A 17,730-nucleotide genomic window follows, 5' to 3' on the forward strand; every position below is an offset into this window, starting at 1 on the left:
CCTCATCCCCGGCGGGCGCTCCCAGTTGCCCGCTCCGCACCAGGAGACACGATGAGCGAGCAGCGATTGACCCCCGGCCTGATGGTGATCCACGGCAACCATCCGGAAGCGCTGCGCGACCTGCTGGTGCAGTGGATGAGCCTGCACCCGCTGGCACCGCTGGAGAACGAAGTCATCCTGGTGCAGAGCAACGGCATCGCCCAGTGGCTGAAGCTGGCGCTGGGGCGCGACGTGGAAGAGGGCGGCTGCGGTGTCACTGCCGCACTGGACGTGCAACTGCCCGCGCAATTCCTCTGGCGCGCCTATCGGGGAGCGCTGGGCCGCGATGAAATCCCCGAAGTGTCGGTGCTCGACAAGGGCCCGCTGACCTGGCGCCTGATGCGCCTCCTGCCGACGTTGCTGGAACGCGACGAGTTCGCCACCCTGCAACGCTTCCTCGCCGACGACGCCGACCTGCGCAAGCGCCACCAACTGGCCGAGCGCCTGGCCGACCTGTTCGACCAGTATCAGGTCTACCGTGCCGACTGGCTGGAGGACTGGAGCCGAGGTGTCGATCAGCTGCGCCTGGCCAATGGCACAGTACGCGAGCTGGAGGCCGACAACCGCTGGCAGGCCGCCCTGTGGCGCGCGCTGCTCGACGATGTCGGCCACGAAGGCCTGGCCACCAGCCGGGCCGGCGTACACGGGCGCTTCATCGAGAAGCTGAAGGGCGCCGACACCCTGCTGCCCAACCTGCCGCGCCGCGTGGTGGTGTTCGGCATCTCCGCCATGCCTGCGCAGACGGTGGAAGCCCTCGCCGTGCTGGCGCGCCACGCCCAGGTGCTGCTCTGCGTACACAACCCGTGCCGCCACCACTGGGCCGACATCGTTGCCGACAAGGACCTGCTGCGCCACGAATACCGTCGCCAGCGCCGCCGCGCTGGCACACCGGAGCTGCTCAGCGACGACCAGCAGCACCAGTACGCCCAGCCGCTGCTGGCCGCCTGGGGCAAGCAGGGCCGCGACTACATCAACCTGCTCGACCAGTACGACGATCCGGAAAGCTACCGCGCGCGTCTGGGGGCAGTGAGCAACGGGCGCATCGACCTGTTCAGCGAAGTGGAGCCGGGCAGCCTGCTCGGCCAGTTGCAGGACGACATCCTCGAACTGCGGCCGATCAACGAGACCCGCGAACACTGGCCCGCGGTCGACCCGCAGGCCGACGACTCGGTGCGTTTCCACGTCGCCCACAGCGCCCAGCGCGAAGTGGAAATCCTCCACGACCAACTGCTCGCGCGCTTCGACGCCGACCCCACGCTGCGCCCGCGCGACGTGATCGTCATGGTCCCGGACATCAACCCCTACGCACCGCACATCGAAGCCGTGTTCGGCCAGATCGCCCGCGACGACAAACGCTTCATCCCCTACACCCTGGCCGACCAGGGACAGCGCGGCCGCGAGCCGCTGCTAGTGGCGCTGGAGCACCTGCTACGGCTGCCTGACAGCCGTTTCGCGGTGAGTGAAATCCTCGACCTGCTGGACGTCGCCGCCGTGCGCGCGCGCTTCGGCCTGGCCGACGCCGACCTGCCGCTGCTGCGCCGCTGGATCGATGGCGCCGGTGTGCGCTGGGGCCTCGACGGCCAGCAGCGCGAACGTCTCGGCCTGCCCGCCGCCGCCGAGGCCAACAGCTGGCGCTTCGGCCTGCGGCGCATGCTGCTGGGCTTCGCGGTGGGTGAGGGCGATGCCTTCCAGGGCATCCAGCCGTACGCGGAAATCGGCGGCCTCGACGCCGCCGCCCTCGGCCCGCTGGCCGGGCTGCTCGGCGCGCTGGAAAAGGCCTGCGAACTGCTTGCCGAGGAAGCTGACCCGACCACCTGGGTGCAACGCCTGCGCAGTCTGCTGGAAGACTTCTTCCGGGTCACCGACGACCACGACGAACTGCTCCGCCAGCAACTGCTGGACCTGCTTGAAGGCTGGCTGGAAACCTGCGGCCACGCCGGCTTCAACGATCCGCTGCCGCTCTCTGTGGTGCGCGAGGCCTGGCTCAGCGGGCTGGATGCCGGCGGCCTGAACCAGCGCTTCCTCGCTGGCGCGGTGAGCTTCTGCACCCTGATGCCGATGCGCGCGATTCCCTTCCAGCTGGTCTGCCTGCTGGGCATGAACGACGGTGACTATCCGCGCCCGCAGTCGCCGCTGGACTTCGACCTGATGCGCAACGACTACCGTCCCGGCGACCGTTCGCGTCGCGAGGACGACCGCTATCTGCTGCTCGAAGCCCTGCTTTCCGCGCGCCGCCAGCTCTACGTCAGCTGGGTTGGGCGGAGCATCCGCGATAACAGCGAGCGCCCGCCGTCCGTGCTGGTCGGCCAGTTGCGCGACCACCTCGCTGCCGGCTGGCACGGCGCCAACGACAGCGACCTGCTGCACGGACTGACCCTGGAGCACCCTCTGCAACCCTTCAGCCGCGCCTATTTCGACGCGCCCTCGGTGCAGGGCATCGACGGCCTCTATACCTACGCCCGCGAGTGGCGCGATGTGCACCGCGAGCACGAGGGCGAGGCGAACGACGCGCCGCTGTCGCCGCCGGTGCTCGACGCCCCCATCGGCCTGCGCGTGGTTTCGGACTTCCTCGCCAACCCGGTCGGCGCCTTCTTCCTGCAGCGCCTCAAGGTGCGCTTCGGCGAGGAGCAACTGACCGGCCAGGACGAGGAACCCTTCGAGCTGAACGGACTGGATGTCTGGCAACTGCAGTTCGAACTCTGCGAGCGCCTGCGCCCGTGGGTGGAGCAGCACTGGCAGGAAGATCAACTGGCGGCGCAACTGACCGCCCAGGTCGAGCGCCTGCGCCGCGAAGGCCGGCTGCCGCTGGCGGCCTTCGGTGACTTCTCCGCCCAGGCGCTGGTGGCACCGTTGCACGACCTGCTGGCGCGCTACCGCGAACAGCTGGAGCACTGGTCGCAGGTGGAAGACGAACAGCGCGAGTTCAACCACGAACATGCCGGCATCCACCTGACTGACTGGCTTGGCGGCCTGCGCCGCAACGCCGGTGGCCAGCTCGCCAGCCTGCAACTGGTCAGCGGCAAGCTGCATGAAGGCAAGGGCTACAAATGGCACGGGCTGGTGCGCCCGTGGGTACGCCACCTCGCGTTGCAGCTGTGCGGCGAACCGGTCACCAGCGTGCTCGTCGGTTTGACCGGCACCCTGGAATTCCCGCCGCTGTCGGTGCAGGACGCCCGCGCTGAACTGGATGCACTGCTGGAGGCCTGGTTCCAGGGCATGAGCCGCCCGCTGCCGGTCGCCTGCAAGGCGGCTTTCGCCTGGCTGGCCGCCGGGGATGACGAAGAGCGTGCCACCCGCGAAGCTGCCAAGCGCTACGACGGCGGCTTCAACCTGAGCGGCGAGGCGGCGTCCTCCGCGGCGCTGGCGCGGGTCTATCCGGACTTCGCCGCGCTCAACGCCAGCGAGGAATTCGCTGCATGGGCGGAGAAACTGTACGGGCCACTGTTCGCGATTCTGCAGCGCAAGGAGGCCGAACAATGAGCGCCGTCGAGCTCAACCCTCTTGAGTTCCCGCTGCATGGCAGCCGGCTGATCGAAGCGAGCGCCGGCACCGGCAAGACCTTCACCATCGCCTTGCTCTACGTGCGTCTGGTGCTCGATCACGGCGGCGAGCAGGCCGCCTTCGGCCGGCCATTGAGCCCGCCGGAAATCCTCGTGGTGACCTTCACCGAGGCCGCGACCCAGGAACTGCGCGAGCGTATCCGCGCGCGCCTGGGCGAAGCCGCGCGCTGCTTCGCCGAGCCCGAGCAGAAACACGACGGCCTGCTGGTGAAGCTGCGCGACAGCTACGCCGCCGAGCGCTGGCCCGGCTGCGCGCGCCTGCTGCGACTGGCCGCCGAATGGATGGACGAAGCCGCCGTCTCCACCATCCACAGCTGGTGCTACCGCATGCTGCGCGAGCACGCCTTCGACAGCGGCAGCCTGTTCACCCAGGACCTCGCCGCCGACCAGAGCGAACTGCTCGCCGAAGCTGTGCGCGACTACTGGCGACGCAACTTCTACCCGCTGGGCGTAGCGGCGGCCAACGCCGTGCGCCATTGCTACGCCGGCCCCGAAACGCTGGCCCGCGCCCTGCAACCGCTGCTGGCGGCGCAGGAGACCGGCTTCCGCTACGCCGACCAGCCGCTGACGGCCCCGGCCTCGCTGGCCGAACTGCTGGAGGACACCGGCCGGTTCTACGATGAACTCGCTGCCGCCGAAACCCGCGCCCGTGAAGCCTGGGCGGCGGATCGCCAGGGCGTCGCCGAACTGCTGCGCAACCTGCGCGGCGACCTCAACGGCAACAGCTATCGCGGCAAGGATGACGACGCCGTGTTTGCCGGCTGGATCGAAGCGCTGGATGCCTGGAGCGAAGGCGCCGATGCGCCGGAGAATCTTGCCAAGTTCGGCCAGACGCGGATCAAGGTGAAAGCCAAGGCCGCGGTGCCGGAGCACCCCGCGCTGCTGGCCATCGATGCCTGGGTCGAGCGTACCGAGCAGCGCCCGGAGATCGCCCCGCAACTGCTGCTGCACGCCCTGGGCGAAGTACGGCACAACCTCGAAGTGGAAAAACAGAAGCGCGCCGAACTGGGCTTCGACGACCTGCTGGTGCGCCTTGACCGCGCCCTGGCCGGCAGCGGTGGCGAGCGCTTGGCCGAACGCATCCGCGAGCAGTTCCCGATCGCGCTGATCGACGAATTCCAGGACACCGACCCGCTGCAGTACCGCATCTTCGAGCGCGTCTACCGCATCGGCGAAAACCCGCGAAACCTCGGGTTGTTCATGATCGGCGACCCCAAGCAGGCGATCTACGCCTTCCGTGGCGCCGACATCCACACCTACCTGCGTGCCCGCGCTGCCACCGCTGGGCGGCACTACACGCTGGGCACCAACTACCGCTCCACGCTGGCCATGGTCAAGGCGGCCAACCGCTGCTTCCTGTTCGCCGAAGGCCACCCGCGCGGTGCCTTCCGCTTCGCGGTGGAAGGCCAGGAAAACCCGGTGCCGTTCCTCAATGTCGACGCGCGAGGCCGTGACGAGACGCTGCTGCTTGAAGGCAGCGAAACGCCGGCCATGACCTTCTGGCAACTGGACAACGACGGCCAGGTCTGCGGCTCCACGCTGTACCGCCAGCAGATGGCCGAGCGCAGCGCGAGTGCCATCCAGCGCTGGCTGAGCTCCGCGCAGAGCGGTTTCCGCGACGCCGATGGCCAATGGCGCGCCTTGCGCCCGGCGGATATCGCCATCCTCGTGCGCGGTCGCAGCGAAGCCGAAGCCGTGCGCGGCGAGTTGGCCAAACGCCGGCTCGCCAGCGTCTACCTGTCCGACCGCGATTCGGTATTCGACAGTCCCGAAGCCGTCGACCTGCTGCACTGGCTGCGCGCCTGCGCCGATCCTGGTGACGATGGTGCCCTGCGCATCGCCCTGGCGACCCGCAGCCTGGCGCTGGACTGGGCGACCCTGGAGCGGCTGAACCAGGACGAACGCTTCTGGGAGGAGATGGTGCTGCGCTTCCGCGACTACCGCATGCTCTGGCAGCAGCAGGGCGTGCTGCCGATGCTGCGCCGCCTGCTCGCCGACTTCGCTTTGCCGGCGCGCCTGCTGCGCGAGACCGACGGCGAACGCAGCCTCACCAACCTGCTGCACCTGGCCGAGTGGCTGCAGCGCGAGGCCGTGGAGCTGGATGGCGAGCATGCGCTGCTGCGGGTACTTGCCGAGCAGCTGGAGAGCCCGTCCAGCGAGGAAATTCTCCGCCTGGAGAGCGACGCCGATCTGATCAAGGTGGTGACCATCCACAAGTCCAAGGGCCTGGAATACCCGCTGGTACTGCTGCCCTTCATCTGCACCTGGCGCGAGCTGGACGGCAAGAGCGGCACGCCGCCGAGCTTCCAGTCCGGCGAGTCGCGAGTAGTCGAACTGTCCCGCGACAAGGAGCTGGCCAAGGCCGCGTTCCAGCTGGCCAACGACGAGCGCCTGAGCGAGGACATGCGCCTGCTCTACGTGGCCCTGACCCGTGCGCGCCACGCCGTGTGGCTGGGCATGGCGCCGCTGGTGATGAGCAACAGTAAAAGCCCCGAACTGCACAAGGGCGCCATGGGCTACCTGCTCGGCGGCGGCAACGCGCTGAGCGTCGAGGACGTGACTGCGCGTCTGAGTGACTTGCAGGTTGATCACACGGAAATCGCCCTGGAACCCGCACCGGAAGTCGGCACTGAGCTTTTCGTTGGCCTGCAGGCCGGCGAGCTGGGCGCGGCCCGCGAGCCGCGCCGCCGGGTGGCTGAGAAATGGTGGATCGCCAGCTATTCCGCGCTGGCGACGCTGGCCACCGAAGACGACAGTGAGATCGCTCCCGCACCGGCCGCCGACGAACCCATCAGCGCCGGCGAAGACCTGCTGCGCGAAAGCAGCCTGGAAGAACACCGCGAGCTGGAAGCTGTGCCCGCACCCTTCAGCCTGCACGCCTTCCCGCGCGGCGCGAACCCCGGCAGCTTCCTCCACGGCCTGCTGGAGTGGGCTGCCGACGAAGGCTTCAACGCCGACGAAGAACAGCTGCGCGACCAGATCGCCCGGCGCTGCGCCGTGCGCGGCTGGGAAGAGTGGATCGAGCCGCTCACCGGCTGGCTCGGGCAGTACCTGCGCACGGTCTTCCGCGTGCCTGGTGCGGCACCGGTCAGCCTCGCCGGGCTGACTACCTTCCAGAAGGAAATGGAGTTCTGGTTCTCCACCCGCCATGTCGACAGCCAGCGCCTCGACGCCGCCGTGACTCGCCATACGCTCGGCGGCGTGGCTCGACCGACACTGCAGGCGAACCTGCTCAACGGCATGCTCAAGGGCTTCATCGACCTGGTGTTCGAGCACGAAGGCCGCTACTACGTGGCCGACTACAAATCCAACTGGCTGGGTGCCGACGACGAAGCCTACACACAAAGCGCGCTGCGCGAGGCACTGCTGGAGCACCGCTACGACCTGCAGTACGCGCTCTATCTGTTCGCCCTGCACCGGCTGCTGCAGGCGCGCCTGCCCGACTATGACTACGACCGCCATATCGGAGGCGCGATGTATCTGTTCCTGCGCGGCAGTTCCTCGGCGACCCAGGGCATGTACCTGGAGCGCCCGCCGAAGGCACTGATGGACGAGCTGGACCGCCTGTTCCGCGCGGAGGTGCCGGCATGAAGAGCACCGCCCAGATGCTTGAACTGATCGGTCGCTGGGCCGAGCGCGGCTGGCTGCGCGAGCTGGACCGCGCCTTCGCGATCTTCCTGGTCGAGCGCTCGCCCGACGCCAATCCGCTGCTGATCCTCGCCGCCGCGCTGGCCAGTCACCAGCTCGGTCGCGGGCACGTCTGCCTTGACCTGGAAGCGACCCTGGCCGACAGCCGTTTCGCCCTGTCCCTCCCGCCCGAAGGCGATTCGGCCAAGGACGCGCCGGAGCTGCCCGGTGTACTGCTGGACGGCTTCGACCTCAACGCCTGGCGTGCCGTGCTGAGTGATCCGCGACTGGTTGGCGACGGCCCCGGCGATACGCCGTTGGTGCTGTCCGGACGTCGTCTGTATCTGCGTCGCTACTGGCAGTACGAGCGCGAAGTGCGCACCGGGATCGACCAGCGCCTGCAGCAGGGCGATGCGTTGCGTGCCGGGTTACCCGCTGCCCAACTACGTCAGGCGCTGGATGCGCTGTTCCCGAAAAAAGCCGGCGCGCCGGCGGACTGGCAAAAACTCGCCTGCGCGCTGGTTGCCGGCAATGCCTTCGGCATCGTCACCGGCGGCCCCGGCACCGGCAAGACCACCACCGTGGTCAAGCTGCTCGCCCTGCTGCAAAGCCTGGCGCTGGGAGAGGGCGGGAGACCGCTGCGCATCCGCCTCGCCGCGCCCACCGGCAAGGCCGCCGCGCGCCTGAACGAATCCATCGCCGGTGCCGTGCAGCGCCTCGATCTCGCAGGGTTGGCCAATGGCGAAGCCGCGCGCGAGGCGATCCCGACGGAAGTCACCACGCTGCACCGCCTGCTCGGCAGCCGGCCGGACAGCCGCCAGTTCCGCCACCACGCCGGCAATCCGCTGGCGCTGGAGCTGCTGGTGGTGGACGAAGCCTCGATGGTCGACCTGGAAATGATGGCCTCGCTGCTCGCCGCGCTGCCGCCGCGCGCACGGCTGATCCTGCTCGGTGACAAGGACCAGCTGGCCTCGGTGGAAGCCGGCGCGGTGCTCGGCGAGCTGTGCAGCCGCGCCCGTGAAGGCCACTACCGCCCGGCCACCCGCGACTGGCTGGAAGCGGTGACCGGCGAATCCATTGACCCCAATCTGCTGGACACCTCCGGCAGCGACCTCGACCAAGCCGTGGCCATGCTCCGCCACAGCCACCGCTTCAGCGCCGACAGCGGCATCGGCCAGTTGGCCGAAGCGGTCAACGCCGGCGATATCCCGGCCCTGCGCCAGGTGTGGAAGGCGCAGCACGAGGACCTCGCCCGCATTGCCGTGGATGCCCAGGAAACCCGCAGCCTGCGTGACCTGGTGATCGATGGCGGGCGCGGTGCCGACCTGTTCGGCCCGGTCGGCTACGCCCACTACCTGCGCGTCGTCAGCGGTTCGCGCCCGGCGGACAACGCCGATCAGACCGCGCTGGATGGCTGGGCCAGGCAGGTGCTGGAAGCCCACGGCCAGTTCCAGTTGCTCTGCGCCTTGCGTCGCGGGCCCTGGGGCGTGGAGGGGTTGAACAGCCTGATCGGCGACCTGCTGCAACGCGAAGGTTTGATCCCTTCGGCGAACGGCTGGTTCGCCGGTCGCCCGGTGCTGGTCACCCGCAACGACTACGGCCTGGGCCTGATGAACGGCGACATCGGCATCACCCTGGCACTGCCGCAGGCGGCCGACGACGGCTCGGTGCGCTGGGTGGCGCGCGTGGCCTTCCCGGCGGGCGATGGCACCGACGCCATCCGCTGGATCCTGCCCAGCCGTCTGCAGGCGGTGGAAACCGTGTTCGCCATGACCGTGCACAAATCCCAGGGCTCGGAGTTCACCCACGCCGCGCTGCTGCTGCCCGACAGCCTCAACCCCATCCTCACCCGCGAGCTGGTCTACACCGGCATCACCCGCGCGCGCAAATGGTTCACCCTGGCCAGCGCCGGGCGCGGCTGGCAGGTGCTGGAGGCAGCGACGGAGCGGCGGGTGCAGCGGGCTAGCGGGTTGCTCGGCGGCTGACCGGAAAGTTGCAAACCCACTGGGAAACTCTCCGATGAATGGCGGCAGGTGAGCCGCTGGTGCTCTGTCCCGCCGCTTTGCCGGCCCCCCTTGCGGGCAAGAGGACTGGCCAGGCGTTCACCACCTGCAAAGGGTCGAAAAAATTCGAGCGCCCAGGCGAGGAAGATAGACGCTCAGCCGGACGATGCCTGGAAAACACCCTGAAGAGTCAGGCTCTCCAAGTGCCTAATCTGTTCCGGTTTCGAACTTTTTAGATTTGTCTGATGTTCTATTCGTCGGCTGTTCGAGAGGCTGGCGGCCATGAAACTCAAGCAGTTCCTTCGTCGTCAGGATTCGTCCTTTTCCACCCCGAAGGCGGCCCGAAAGCTCCTTCGTCTGCTGGCCTGGGTGGTGATCGCCTGCCTTTTCTTCACCCTCAGCCTGTTCCTTGCTGCGAGCCTCAATAGCGAGGTGTCGCAGTTGCGCCGGCAGATGAACGCGGCCATGTACGAGGCTCAGGATTATCTCGGCCAGCGCGAGTCGCTGCTGGAGCACATCAGCCGGGGCGTGACCTGGAAGTTGCGTGAGCCGCTGGTGCAGTGGCGTCAGTTGAGTGTGCCGGTGCCGCCCCACGAGCAGATATTCGTCACCCTCGGCGAACCCGGTTCCAGCTGGAGCCTGGCGCTGTCCGGGCGCGACCTGGCGGAGATGGAAGCCAAGCGGCTGAACCTGATCTATGTCTCCCCTGAACCGGATCGCTCGGTGAACCGGCTGTACGGGGCGCCTGCGCTCAACGCTGTGGTGCCGCCGTCGGTGCTCGAGGCGCTGGCGCAACCCGGTACGCCGAGAGAGGAGCGACAGGTACGCTGGCTCGCCGACCCCACCGACCCGCAGGCGCGGCAGTACCTGTTCACCCGCGTGACCAGCGAGCAGGACAACGGCTGGCTAGGGCTCGAGCTGTTCGGCGCCGACCTCTCCGCTGCCTTCGGTGTGCCAGAGGCCGGGCGTTTCCTGCTGCTCGATCGCGATCACCGGGCGATCCTCGGCAGCGCGGTGGCGCCGCAGCTCGGCCTGCAGTTCAGCGACCTGTGGGATGGCGACAATTTCGCCTTCAGCGGGCCCGGCCTGCTGCCCAGCCACCTGGCGCTGCTCAAGCACCTGGGCAGCTCCGACTGGTCGCTGATCTACTACTTCAACCTTTACGACCTGCTGCTGCCGATGTGGCCCAGGATCCTCGCATCGCTCGCCTTCCTGCTGGGCTGCTCGTTGCTGGTCTGGGGCATGTGCCGGCGCATCAACCGGCGCCTGATCGTCCCGGCGCAGCACCGCCTCACTGCGCTGGTGGAGAACGAGGGGTTCTCCCGCGCGATGATCCAGACCGCGCCGGTGGCGCTCTGTGTGCTGCGGCGCAGCGATGCCGAGGTGGTGCTGGAGAACCGCCTCGCCCAGCAATGGCTGGGCAGTGGCGACGAACGTCGTTACTGGAGCCATGGCTGGCTGGAACGCGGCTTCAGCAGTGGCGAGGAGGGTGGCTCGGAAGAGGTGGAAACCCATACCGGCCGGCACCTGTACCTGAGCTACACGCCGACCCGCTATAAGGGCGAGGAAGTGCTCTGCTGCGCTTTCAGCGATATCAGCGCGCGCAAGCAGACCGAGGCGGCGCTGGCCGAAGCCAAGCGCCTGTCCGACACCGCCAACGAGGCCAAGACACTGTTCCTGGCGACCATGAGCCATGAAATCCGTACACCGCTGTACGGTGTACTGGGCACCCTGGAGCTGCTCGGCCGCACGGCGCTGGATCACCAGCAGTCGGGCTACCTGCGCGCCATCCAGCGCTCGTCCTCGACCCTGCTGCAGCTGATCAGCGATGTGCTCGATGTATCGAAGATCGAAGTCGGCCAGCTGGGCCTGGAACCGGTGGAGTTCTCGCCGCTGGAACTCACCCTCGACAGCGTTCAGTCGTACGCTGCTGCGGCTCGCGCCAAGGGCCTGCAGATCTATGCCTGCTGTGACTCGCAGATGCCCGAGCGGGTGCTGGGCGACGCTACGCGCATCCGCCAGATCCTCAACAACCTGCTGAGCAATGCGGTGAAGTTCACCGACAGCGGACGCATCGTGCTGCGCGTGCGCGCCGAGACCGGCGAAGGCTGGAACGACACCCTGCACTGGCAGGTAGCCGACACCGGCATCGGCATTCCCGAGGACCAGCAGGAGAACCTCTTCGACGCTTTCTACCAGGTTTCCGGCAACGCCCGCATGGCAGGCGGGACCGGGCTCGGCCTGTCGATCTGCAGGCGCTTGACCGAGTTGATGGGCGGGCAGCTGCGGGTGGTCAGCGACGTGGGGCTGGGCAGCAGCTTTTCCCTCAGCCTGCCGTTGCAATGCGTGGATCGCCAGACGTCCGGCGCTCCGAGGCTGTGCAATGCGATGGTGTGGGTGCACGCGCCGACCCGCGAACTGGCCGATAGCCTTTGCGGCTGGATTACCCGCTGGGGCGCGCGGGCCCAGGTCGTGGCCACCGACCAGCCGCTCGAAGAAGATGCGTCCAGCGTGCTGGTGGACCTGCGCTTCAATCCCCATGACCGCAAGCCGCTGCCTGCCTGGCGGGGCTGCCGGGTGCTGGTGACCGACCTGGGCGGCGAGCAGCCACGCCAGGAAGGCTGCGACTGGCATGTGGGCCGCTACAACCTGGAAGGACTGCGTCGTGCACTGGCGGCGGCGCAGGGCTGCACCAGTGGCGAGGGCGCGCGCCTGGCTGAGACACTGCCCGATATCGGCCTCGGCCTGCGCGTGTTGCTGGTGGAGGACAATCCGATCAACCAGCTGATCCTGCGCGACCAGCTGGAGATGCTCGGTTGCGCAGTCGAGCTCGCCGCCGATGGCCGGCAGGCGCTGGCGCGCTGGCAGCCCGATGCTTTCGACGTGGTGCTCACCGACGTCAACATGCCCCATATCAACGGCTACGAACTGGCCCGTGCGCTGCGCCAGCGCGGCTATCGAGGGCCGATCGTCGGCGCCACGGCCAACGCCATGCACGAGGAGAACGAACGTTGCCTCGCTGCCGGCATGAACCTCTGCCTGCTCAAACCGGTGGACCTGCGCACCCTGCGCCAATGCCTGACCAGCCTGCCCGCGGAGGTGCCGCCGTGCGACATCAGCGAATCCTGATCGTCGAAGACCAGCCCTTCCAGCGGGAGTACCTGCTCAATCTGTTCCGCGAGCAGGGCGTAGTGCACCTGCGCGCCGCCGAGGATGGCGCTGAGGCACTGCGCTGGCTGGAGCAGGAACGCTTCGACCTGGTGGTCAGCGACCTGATGATGCCAGGCCTTGACGGTGTGCAGTTGATCCAGCGGCTGGCCGCACTGAGCCATCCGCCGCTGCTGGCGATCATGAGTTCGGCCTCGCGCCCGCTGATGGGCAGTGCCTGCATGGTCGCCCGCGCCCACGGCATCACCGTGCTGGAGCAGATCGCCAAGCCTGCGCGCGCACCGGTGATCCGTCGCCTGCTGGAAAAGCTCATGACACGCCAGGAACGCGAGGAGCAGCAGCGCGCACCGCAGATCCCGGTGCCGACTCGTGAGGAGTTGGAGCAGGCCCTGGCGCAGCGGCAGTTCTGTGCGTGGTTCCAGCCCAAGGCCTCGCTGATCGACGGCCGTATCGTCGCGGCGGAGGCGCTGGTGCGCTGGGAGCACCCTCGCCACGGTGTGCTGCAGCCGGGCAGTTTCATGGCGGCGCTGACTGCCGCCGGGCTGGACGAAGCGTTGCTCTGGACCGTGCTCGAACAGGCTCTGCAGGCCCAGGCAGACTGGGGCAGGCTGGGTTTCCACCTGTCGGTGGCGGTCAATCTGCCGACCCATCTGCTGGATGATCCGGAGCTGCCGGACCGGCTTGCGACCTTCGTCGCTGCCCGTGGCGGCGTACCGGCGCACATCGTTTTCGAACTGCTTGAATGCAGCAGCACGGCGACCCCGGCGAACTACTACGCCGGCACTTGTCGCTTGCGCATGAAGGGTTTCGGCCTCGCCCAGGACGATTTCGGCCAGGGCTACAGTTCGCTGTACAACCTGGTGTCGACGCCCTTCACGGAGCTGAAGATCGACCGCGCGCTGGTGCATGGTTGCGTGGACGACGAGGGGCTGGCGGCGGCGCTGGAGAGTATCGTCAAGCTCGGCCGGCAGCTTGGACTGGAGGTGATCGCCGAGGGCGTCGAGCATCCTGACGAGCTGGCGCTGCTACGCCGGCTGCGGTGTGACTGCGCCCAGGGCTACCTGTTCTCCGAGGCGGTGCCGCCGGCCGTGTTTACCCGCCAGTTGCTCCAGGAACGCTCCGCGATGGCTCATTGATCCACGGCAGAATCATCGCAGATGCCAGGGCGATCGTCGGTCTCGAAAGGCCCGTCGGGTCGCCTAATGCCTGACTCACATCTACAGTCTGCTGGTATCCGGCGGGCCCTCCGCCGCCTCTTTCCGCGACACCGGATGCTATGCATGAAGGAACATGACAACGGCTCGATTCGTAAACTGGCCAGCACTTCGCTGCGCCTGAACGTCGTGCTGCTGTGCGCCGTCTCCCTCGCCCTGATGCTGGTTGGTGCCTGCTACTGGGCCCTCGGCCGGGTGGTGCAGGAGGAGCGCGACAAGGTGCATTTCCATTTCAGCCGGTTGGTGGGTGACATCCACGAGCATGAGGCCTTCCTCAACCGCATTGCCTTGCAGAGCGACGAGTCCACCCAGCGCCAGGACCTCGACGTGATTCCGCTGCAGCGGCGCATGCTGGTCCGCGAACACGGCATGGAAATCCACGAGGGGCGCGAGTTTTCCTTCGCCATGTCCTTCACCCTGGCGCAGCAGGTGCGCCCCGCCGCCCCGCAGGATCGCCCCGGCACTTTCTCCTTCGGGGTGATGCTGGCGAACTTCTACAGCAGTTACTGGAGCACTTCGTCCTTCCCTTCGCCGCAGGTGCTGGTGCTCGACCTGCACGGACCCACCAGCCTGGCGGTGCCTTCCATCGGCAATTTCCGCGGGCAACGGCCGCTGACGCGGGTCAACTACCTGCCGGTGATCGAGAGCGTTCGCGAGGCGCTGGAACAGCGCTCGCCCAAGCGCAGCGATACCCAGGTGCACTGGGCGCAGGCGCAGTCCTACACCGCTGGTGAGAGTCGCGAACTGCTGGCCTACGTCAGCCTCGACCTTCCCGATGCGCTGTGGTGGGAATCGGACCTGGACCGTCGCGTCGTCGCCGTGTCGCTCCTGGACCTGGGGCGCATCAACGACCTTGAGCAGGTGCTCGACCGCCCGGTGTTCGACGAGCTGGAGCTGATCTCGCCTGCCGGGCAGGTGCTGATCGACTTCCCCGGCGGCGAGAAGGATTACCAGGACGGCCTGAATGTCAGCTCCGATGGCCTGGTATTCAAGGTCCGCAGTGAATTCAATGGTGGCTGGACCGCGCTCTACCGCCTGAGCTACGCCAGCTTCTTCCGTTACGCCAAGTGGCAGTTCCTGGGCGCCCTGGCGCTGATCCTCGGTAGCCTGGCGGGTGGCTGGTTCGCCATTCGCTGGTACTCGCGGCGGGTCATCAAACCGGCACGCCGCGCGCATCTGGACATCGTCGAAAGCGACGCCTTCAGCCGTGCGGTAATCCAGACCGCGCCGGTGGCACTGTGCGTGCTGCGCCATGGCAGCCACCAGGTGGTGATGCAGAACCGCCTGGCGGAGCAATGGCTGGGCGACAGCGAGGCCATCACCCGCATCAGTCGCGACTGGGACCTCAGCGGAAGGGTTGGCGAGGGCAACGGCGAGCTGGTCTTCGAGGTGGAAGGGCGTGCCCTGCACGCCAGCTTCGCGCCGACCCGCTACCGTGGCGAGAATGTGGTGCTCTGTGCCTTCAACGACATCAGCGCGCACAAGCAGGCGCAGCAGATGCTGGCCGACGCCAAACTCACGGCAGATGCCGCCAGCGAAGCGAAATCGGTGTTCCTCGCCACCATGAGTCATGAAATCCGCACGCCGCTCTATGGAGTGCTGGGCACCCTGGAGCTGCTCGGGCTGACCGAGCTGAGCCACCAGCAGCGTGACTATCTCGCCACCATCCAGCGCTCGTCCTCGACCTTGCTGCAACTGATCAGCGACATCCTCGATGTGTCCAAGATCGAGGCCGGGCAGATGGCCCTGGAAGCGGTGGAATTCAATCCGCTGGAGCTGGCCGAGGAGGTGGTCGCCGGGTACGCGGGGGTGGCCGAGGGCAAGGAGCTGCAGCTCTATGCGTGCATCGACACGAACGTTCCGGGCCTGGTACGTGGCGATGCTGCGCGCATCCGGCAGATTCTCGCCAATCTGCTGAGCAACGCGCTGAAGTTCACCGACCTGGGGCGGGTGGTGCTGCGGCTGCGCATCGTGGCCAGCGAAAAGGGCGATACGGCCTTGCAGTGGCAGGTGACCGATACCGGCATCGGCATGTCCGACGCGCAGCAGCAGCGGCTGTTCGAACCCTTCTACCAGGCTCACGGCCACGAGCACACGGTCAGCGGTACCGGTCTGGGCCTGTCGATCTGCGCGCGACTGAGCGACCTGATGGGGGGACAGCTGCGGGTGGTCAGCGAAACCGGGCTGGGCAGCAGTTTCACCTTCACCTTGGCGCTGCCGGTGCTGGAGCGCGCTCAGCCATTGGTTGACGACGCGCCGCTGCTACCGCAACCGGTTTATGTACGGGCGCCGGTGAAGGAGCTGGCGCAGAACCTGGCCGCCTGGGTCGACTGCTGGGGGGGCTCGGCGCTGGTCCAGGAGGAGCTGCCGCTGGACGTTCCGCCTGGTGCGGTGCTGCTGGACCTGCTCGAGGCCGGCGATGAGCCGCTATGGAGCGGCGCGCGGGTAAATGCTTTGACCGAGGCCAGCGTGCAGCCACAAGCTTCAGTCCTGGGCTGGGAGGTCAGCCTCTACCATCTGTCCGGGATCGGCCAGGCCTTGCGTCTGGCACAGCAAGGCGGAGGTGGCGAGGCCCGACAGATTCCCCGTGTCGCCCGACTGGGAAAGCTCGGCCTGCGGGTCCTGGTGGCCGAGGACAACCCGATCAACCAGGCGCTGCTCAAGGAGCAGCTCGAGGAGCTGGGTTGCCGCGTCACCCTCACCAGCAACGGTCGCGAGGCCTTGCAGCGTTGGGCGCCCGGCGCCTTCGATGCGCTGCTGACCGATGTGAACATGCCGGTGATGAATGGCTACGAACTGGTGGGCGAACTGCGTCGCCAGGACAGCTGGCTGCCGATCATCGGCGTCACTGCCAATGCCCTGCGCGAGGAGGGCGAGCGTTGCATGGCGGTGGGAATGAACGCTTGGCTGGTCAAGCCGATGAGCCTGCGCACGCTGCACGACGGCTTGCTCAAGGTCTGCGGCCATGCGACGGCAGAGCTGCCGGAAAACCCGGTGCAGGGACAGGAGCCGGCGCAGGACCGCATCCAGGTCTCGGAGAAGATGCGCGAGCTGTTCCTGCGCACCATGCGCCAGGACATGCAAGGTGTGGCTGACGGCCTGCAGGTCGGCGACCTGGCGACTGTCCGCCAGCAGGTGCACCGCCTGCGCGGCGCACTCGCGGTGGTCCAGGCCCATGGCCTGAGTGATGCCTGCGGCGCGGTGGAGGAGGCGCTGATCGCGCAGCCTGCCGGGCCGGAGCTGTCCGCGGCGGTCAATGCGCTGCTGGGACGAATCGAGGCGGCCCTGGCCAGCCTCTGAGAGCCTGTCCGGTAACCGGGGCTACTCTGGAAGAGTGGCCGTGCCTCTGTGGCCGGCCGACGATCGCAAATGTTGGGACTCAAGAAACTCATGGAAAAAGTCAGAGTGGCACTAGCGGACGACCATCCCATCGTCCTGATGGGGGTTCGCGAGGTGATTGAACGGGACGATCGCTTCGAGGTGATCGGCGAGGCGCACAACTCCAGCGAACTGGTGGCCCTGTACCGCGAGCAGCGGCCGGCTATCGTCATCACCGACTACAACATGCCGGGCGACCAGACCTATGGCGACGGCATCAAGCTGATCGAGTTCCTGCTGCGCAATTTCCCCGGCACGCGCATCCTGATCCTCACCATGCTGTCCAATCCGTTGATCCTCTCCAGCCTGTACGACCTGGGCGTGTCAGGAGTGATCCTGAAAAATGGCGACCTCAACGAGATCCTGGTGGCGCTCAAGGCGTTGTCCCAGGACCGTATCTACCGGGGGCCGGGCATGCAGTCCTCGAGCAGCGTGCTGTCCAGCGGCGACGATGTGGAGGGGCGTATCGCCAGCCTGTCGGTCAAGGAGTACGAAGTGCTGCGCCACTTCGTCTCGGGGATGAGCGTGCGTGACATCGCACTGCTGCTCAACCGCAGTGTGAAGACGGTGAGTGCGCAGAAGATCTCCGCCATGCGCAAGCTGGACGTCGATACCGACCAGTCGCTGCTGACGTTCTGTGTGATGGCCAATCTGTTCCAGTAGGCCCAGTGCCGCGCTTCGCCTGCAGGAGCAGGCCGCTTACCAGAGATGCAGGAGCGCGATCGCGCGCATGGCGCGTTC

General features: G+C 67.4%; 7 protein-coding genes. All 7 read left to right on the forward strand.

The annotated features are described in order from the left end of the window. Positions 1 to 51 precede the first annotated feature (51 nt). The 7 genes from recC (at position 52) to IB256_RS20180 (ending at position 17,652) form a co-directional block, all read left to right on the forward strand. Positions 52 to 3,519 carry an exodeoxyribonuclease V subunit gamma gene (gene recC, locus IB256_RS20150; protein ID WP_192403806.1) on the forward strand — a complete coding sequence of 1,156 codons (3,468 nt, stop codon included), beginning with the start codon at positions 52 to 54 and terminating at the stop codon, positions 3,517 to 3,519. Next, positions 3,516 to 7,190, forward strand: a complete 3,675-nt coding sequence (gene recB, locus IB256_RS20155) for an exodeoxyribonuclease V subunit beta (RefSeq protein WP_192403809.1) — start codon at positions 3,516 to 3,518, stop codon at positions 7,188 to 7,190. The genes recC and recB overlap by 4 nt, the downstream gene beginning before the upstream one ends. Beyond that, entirely contained in the window at positions 7,187 to 9,211 is a 2,025-nt protein-coding gene (gene recD, locus IB256_RS20160; RefSeq protein ID WP_192403811.1) for an exodeoxyribonuclease V subunit alpha, read from the forward strand. Before recB ends, recD begins: the two co-directional genes overlap by 4 nt. 300 nt (positions 9,212 to 9,511) lie before the next feature. Further along, positions 9,512 to 12,358 carry an ATP-binding protein gene (locus IB256_RS20165; RefSeq protein WP_192403813.1) on the forward strand — a complete coding sequence of 949 codons (2,847 nt, stop codon included), beginning with the start codon at positions 9,512 to 9,514 and terminating at the stop codon, positions 12,356 to 12,358. Further along, positions 12,337 to 13,533 carry an EAL domain-containing protein gene (locus tag IB256_RS20170; protein ID WP_192289867.1) on the forward strand — a complete coding sequence of 399 codons (1,197 nt, stop codon included), beginning with the start codon at positions 12,337 to 12,339 and terminating at the stop codon, positions 13,531 to 13,533. Before IB256_RS20165 ends, IB256_RS20170 begins: the two co-directional genes overlap by 22 nt. A 144-nt stretch (positions 13,534 to 13,677) precedes the next feature. Then, complete coding sequence (locus IB256_RS20175; protein ID WP_192289865.1) at positions 13,678 to 16,911, forward strand: hybrid sensor histidine kinase/response regulator; 3,234 nt, start codon at positions 13,678 to 13,680, stop codon at positions 16,909 to 16,911. A gap of 90 nt (positions 16,912 to 17,001) precedes the next feature. Further along, positions 17,002 to 17,652 (forward strand): response regulator, encoded by a 651-nt coding sequence (locus IB256_RS20180; protein WP_192289863.1) that lies wholly within the window; start codon positions 17,002 to 17,004, stop codon positions 17,650 to 17,652. The last annotated feature ends 78 nt before the right edge of the window (positions 17,653 to 17,730 follow it).

Source organism: Pseudomonas sp. PDM17 (genome assembly GCF_014851985.1).
Taxonomy (GTDB): Bacteria; Pseudomonadota; Gammaproteobacteria; order Pseudomonadales; family Pseudomonadaceae; genus Pseudomonas.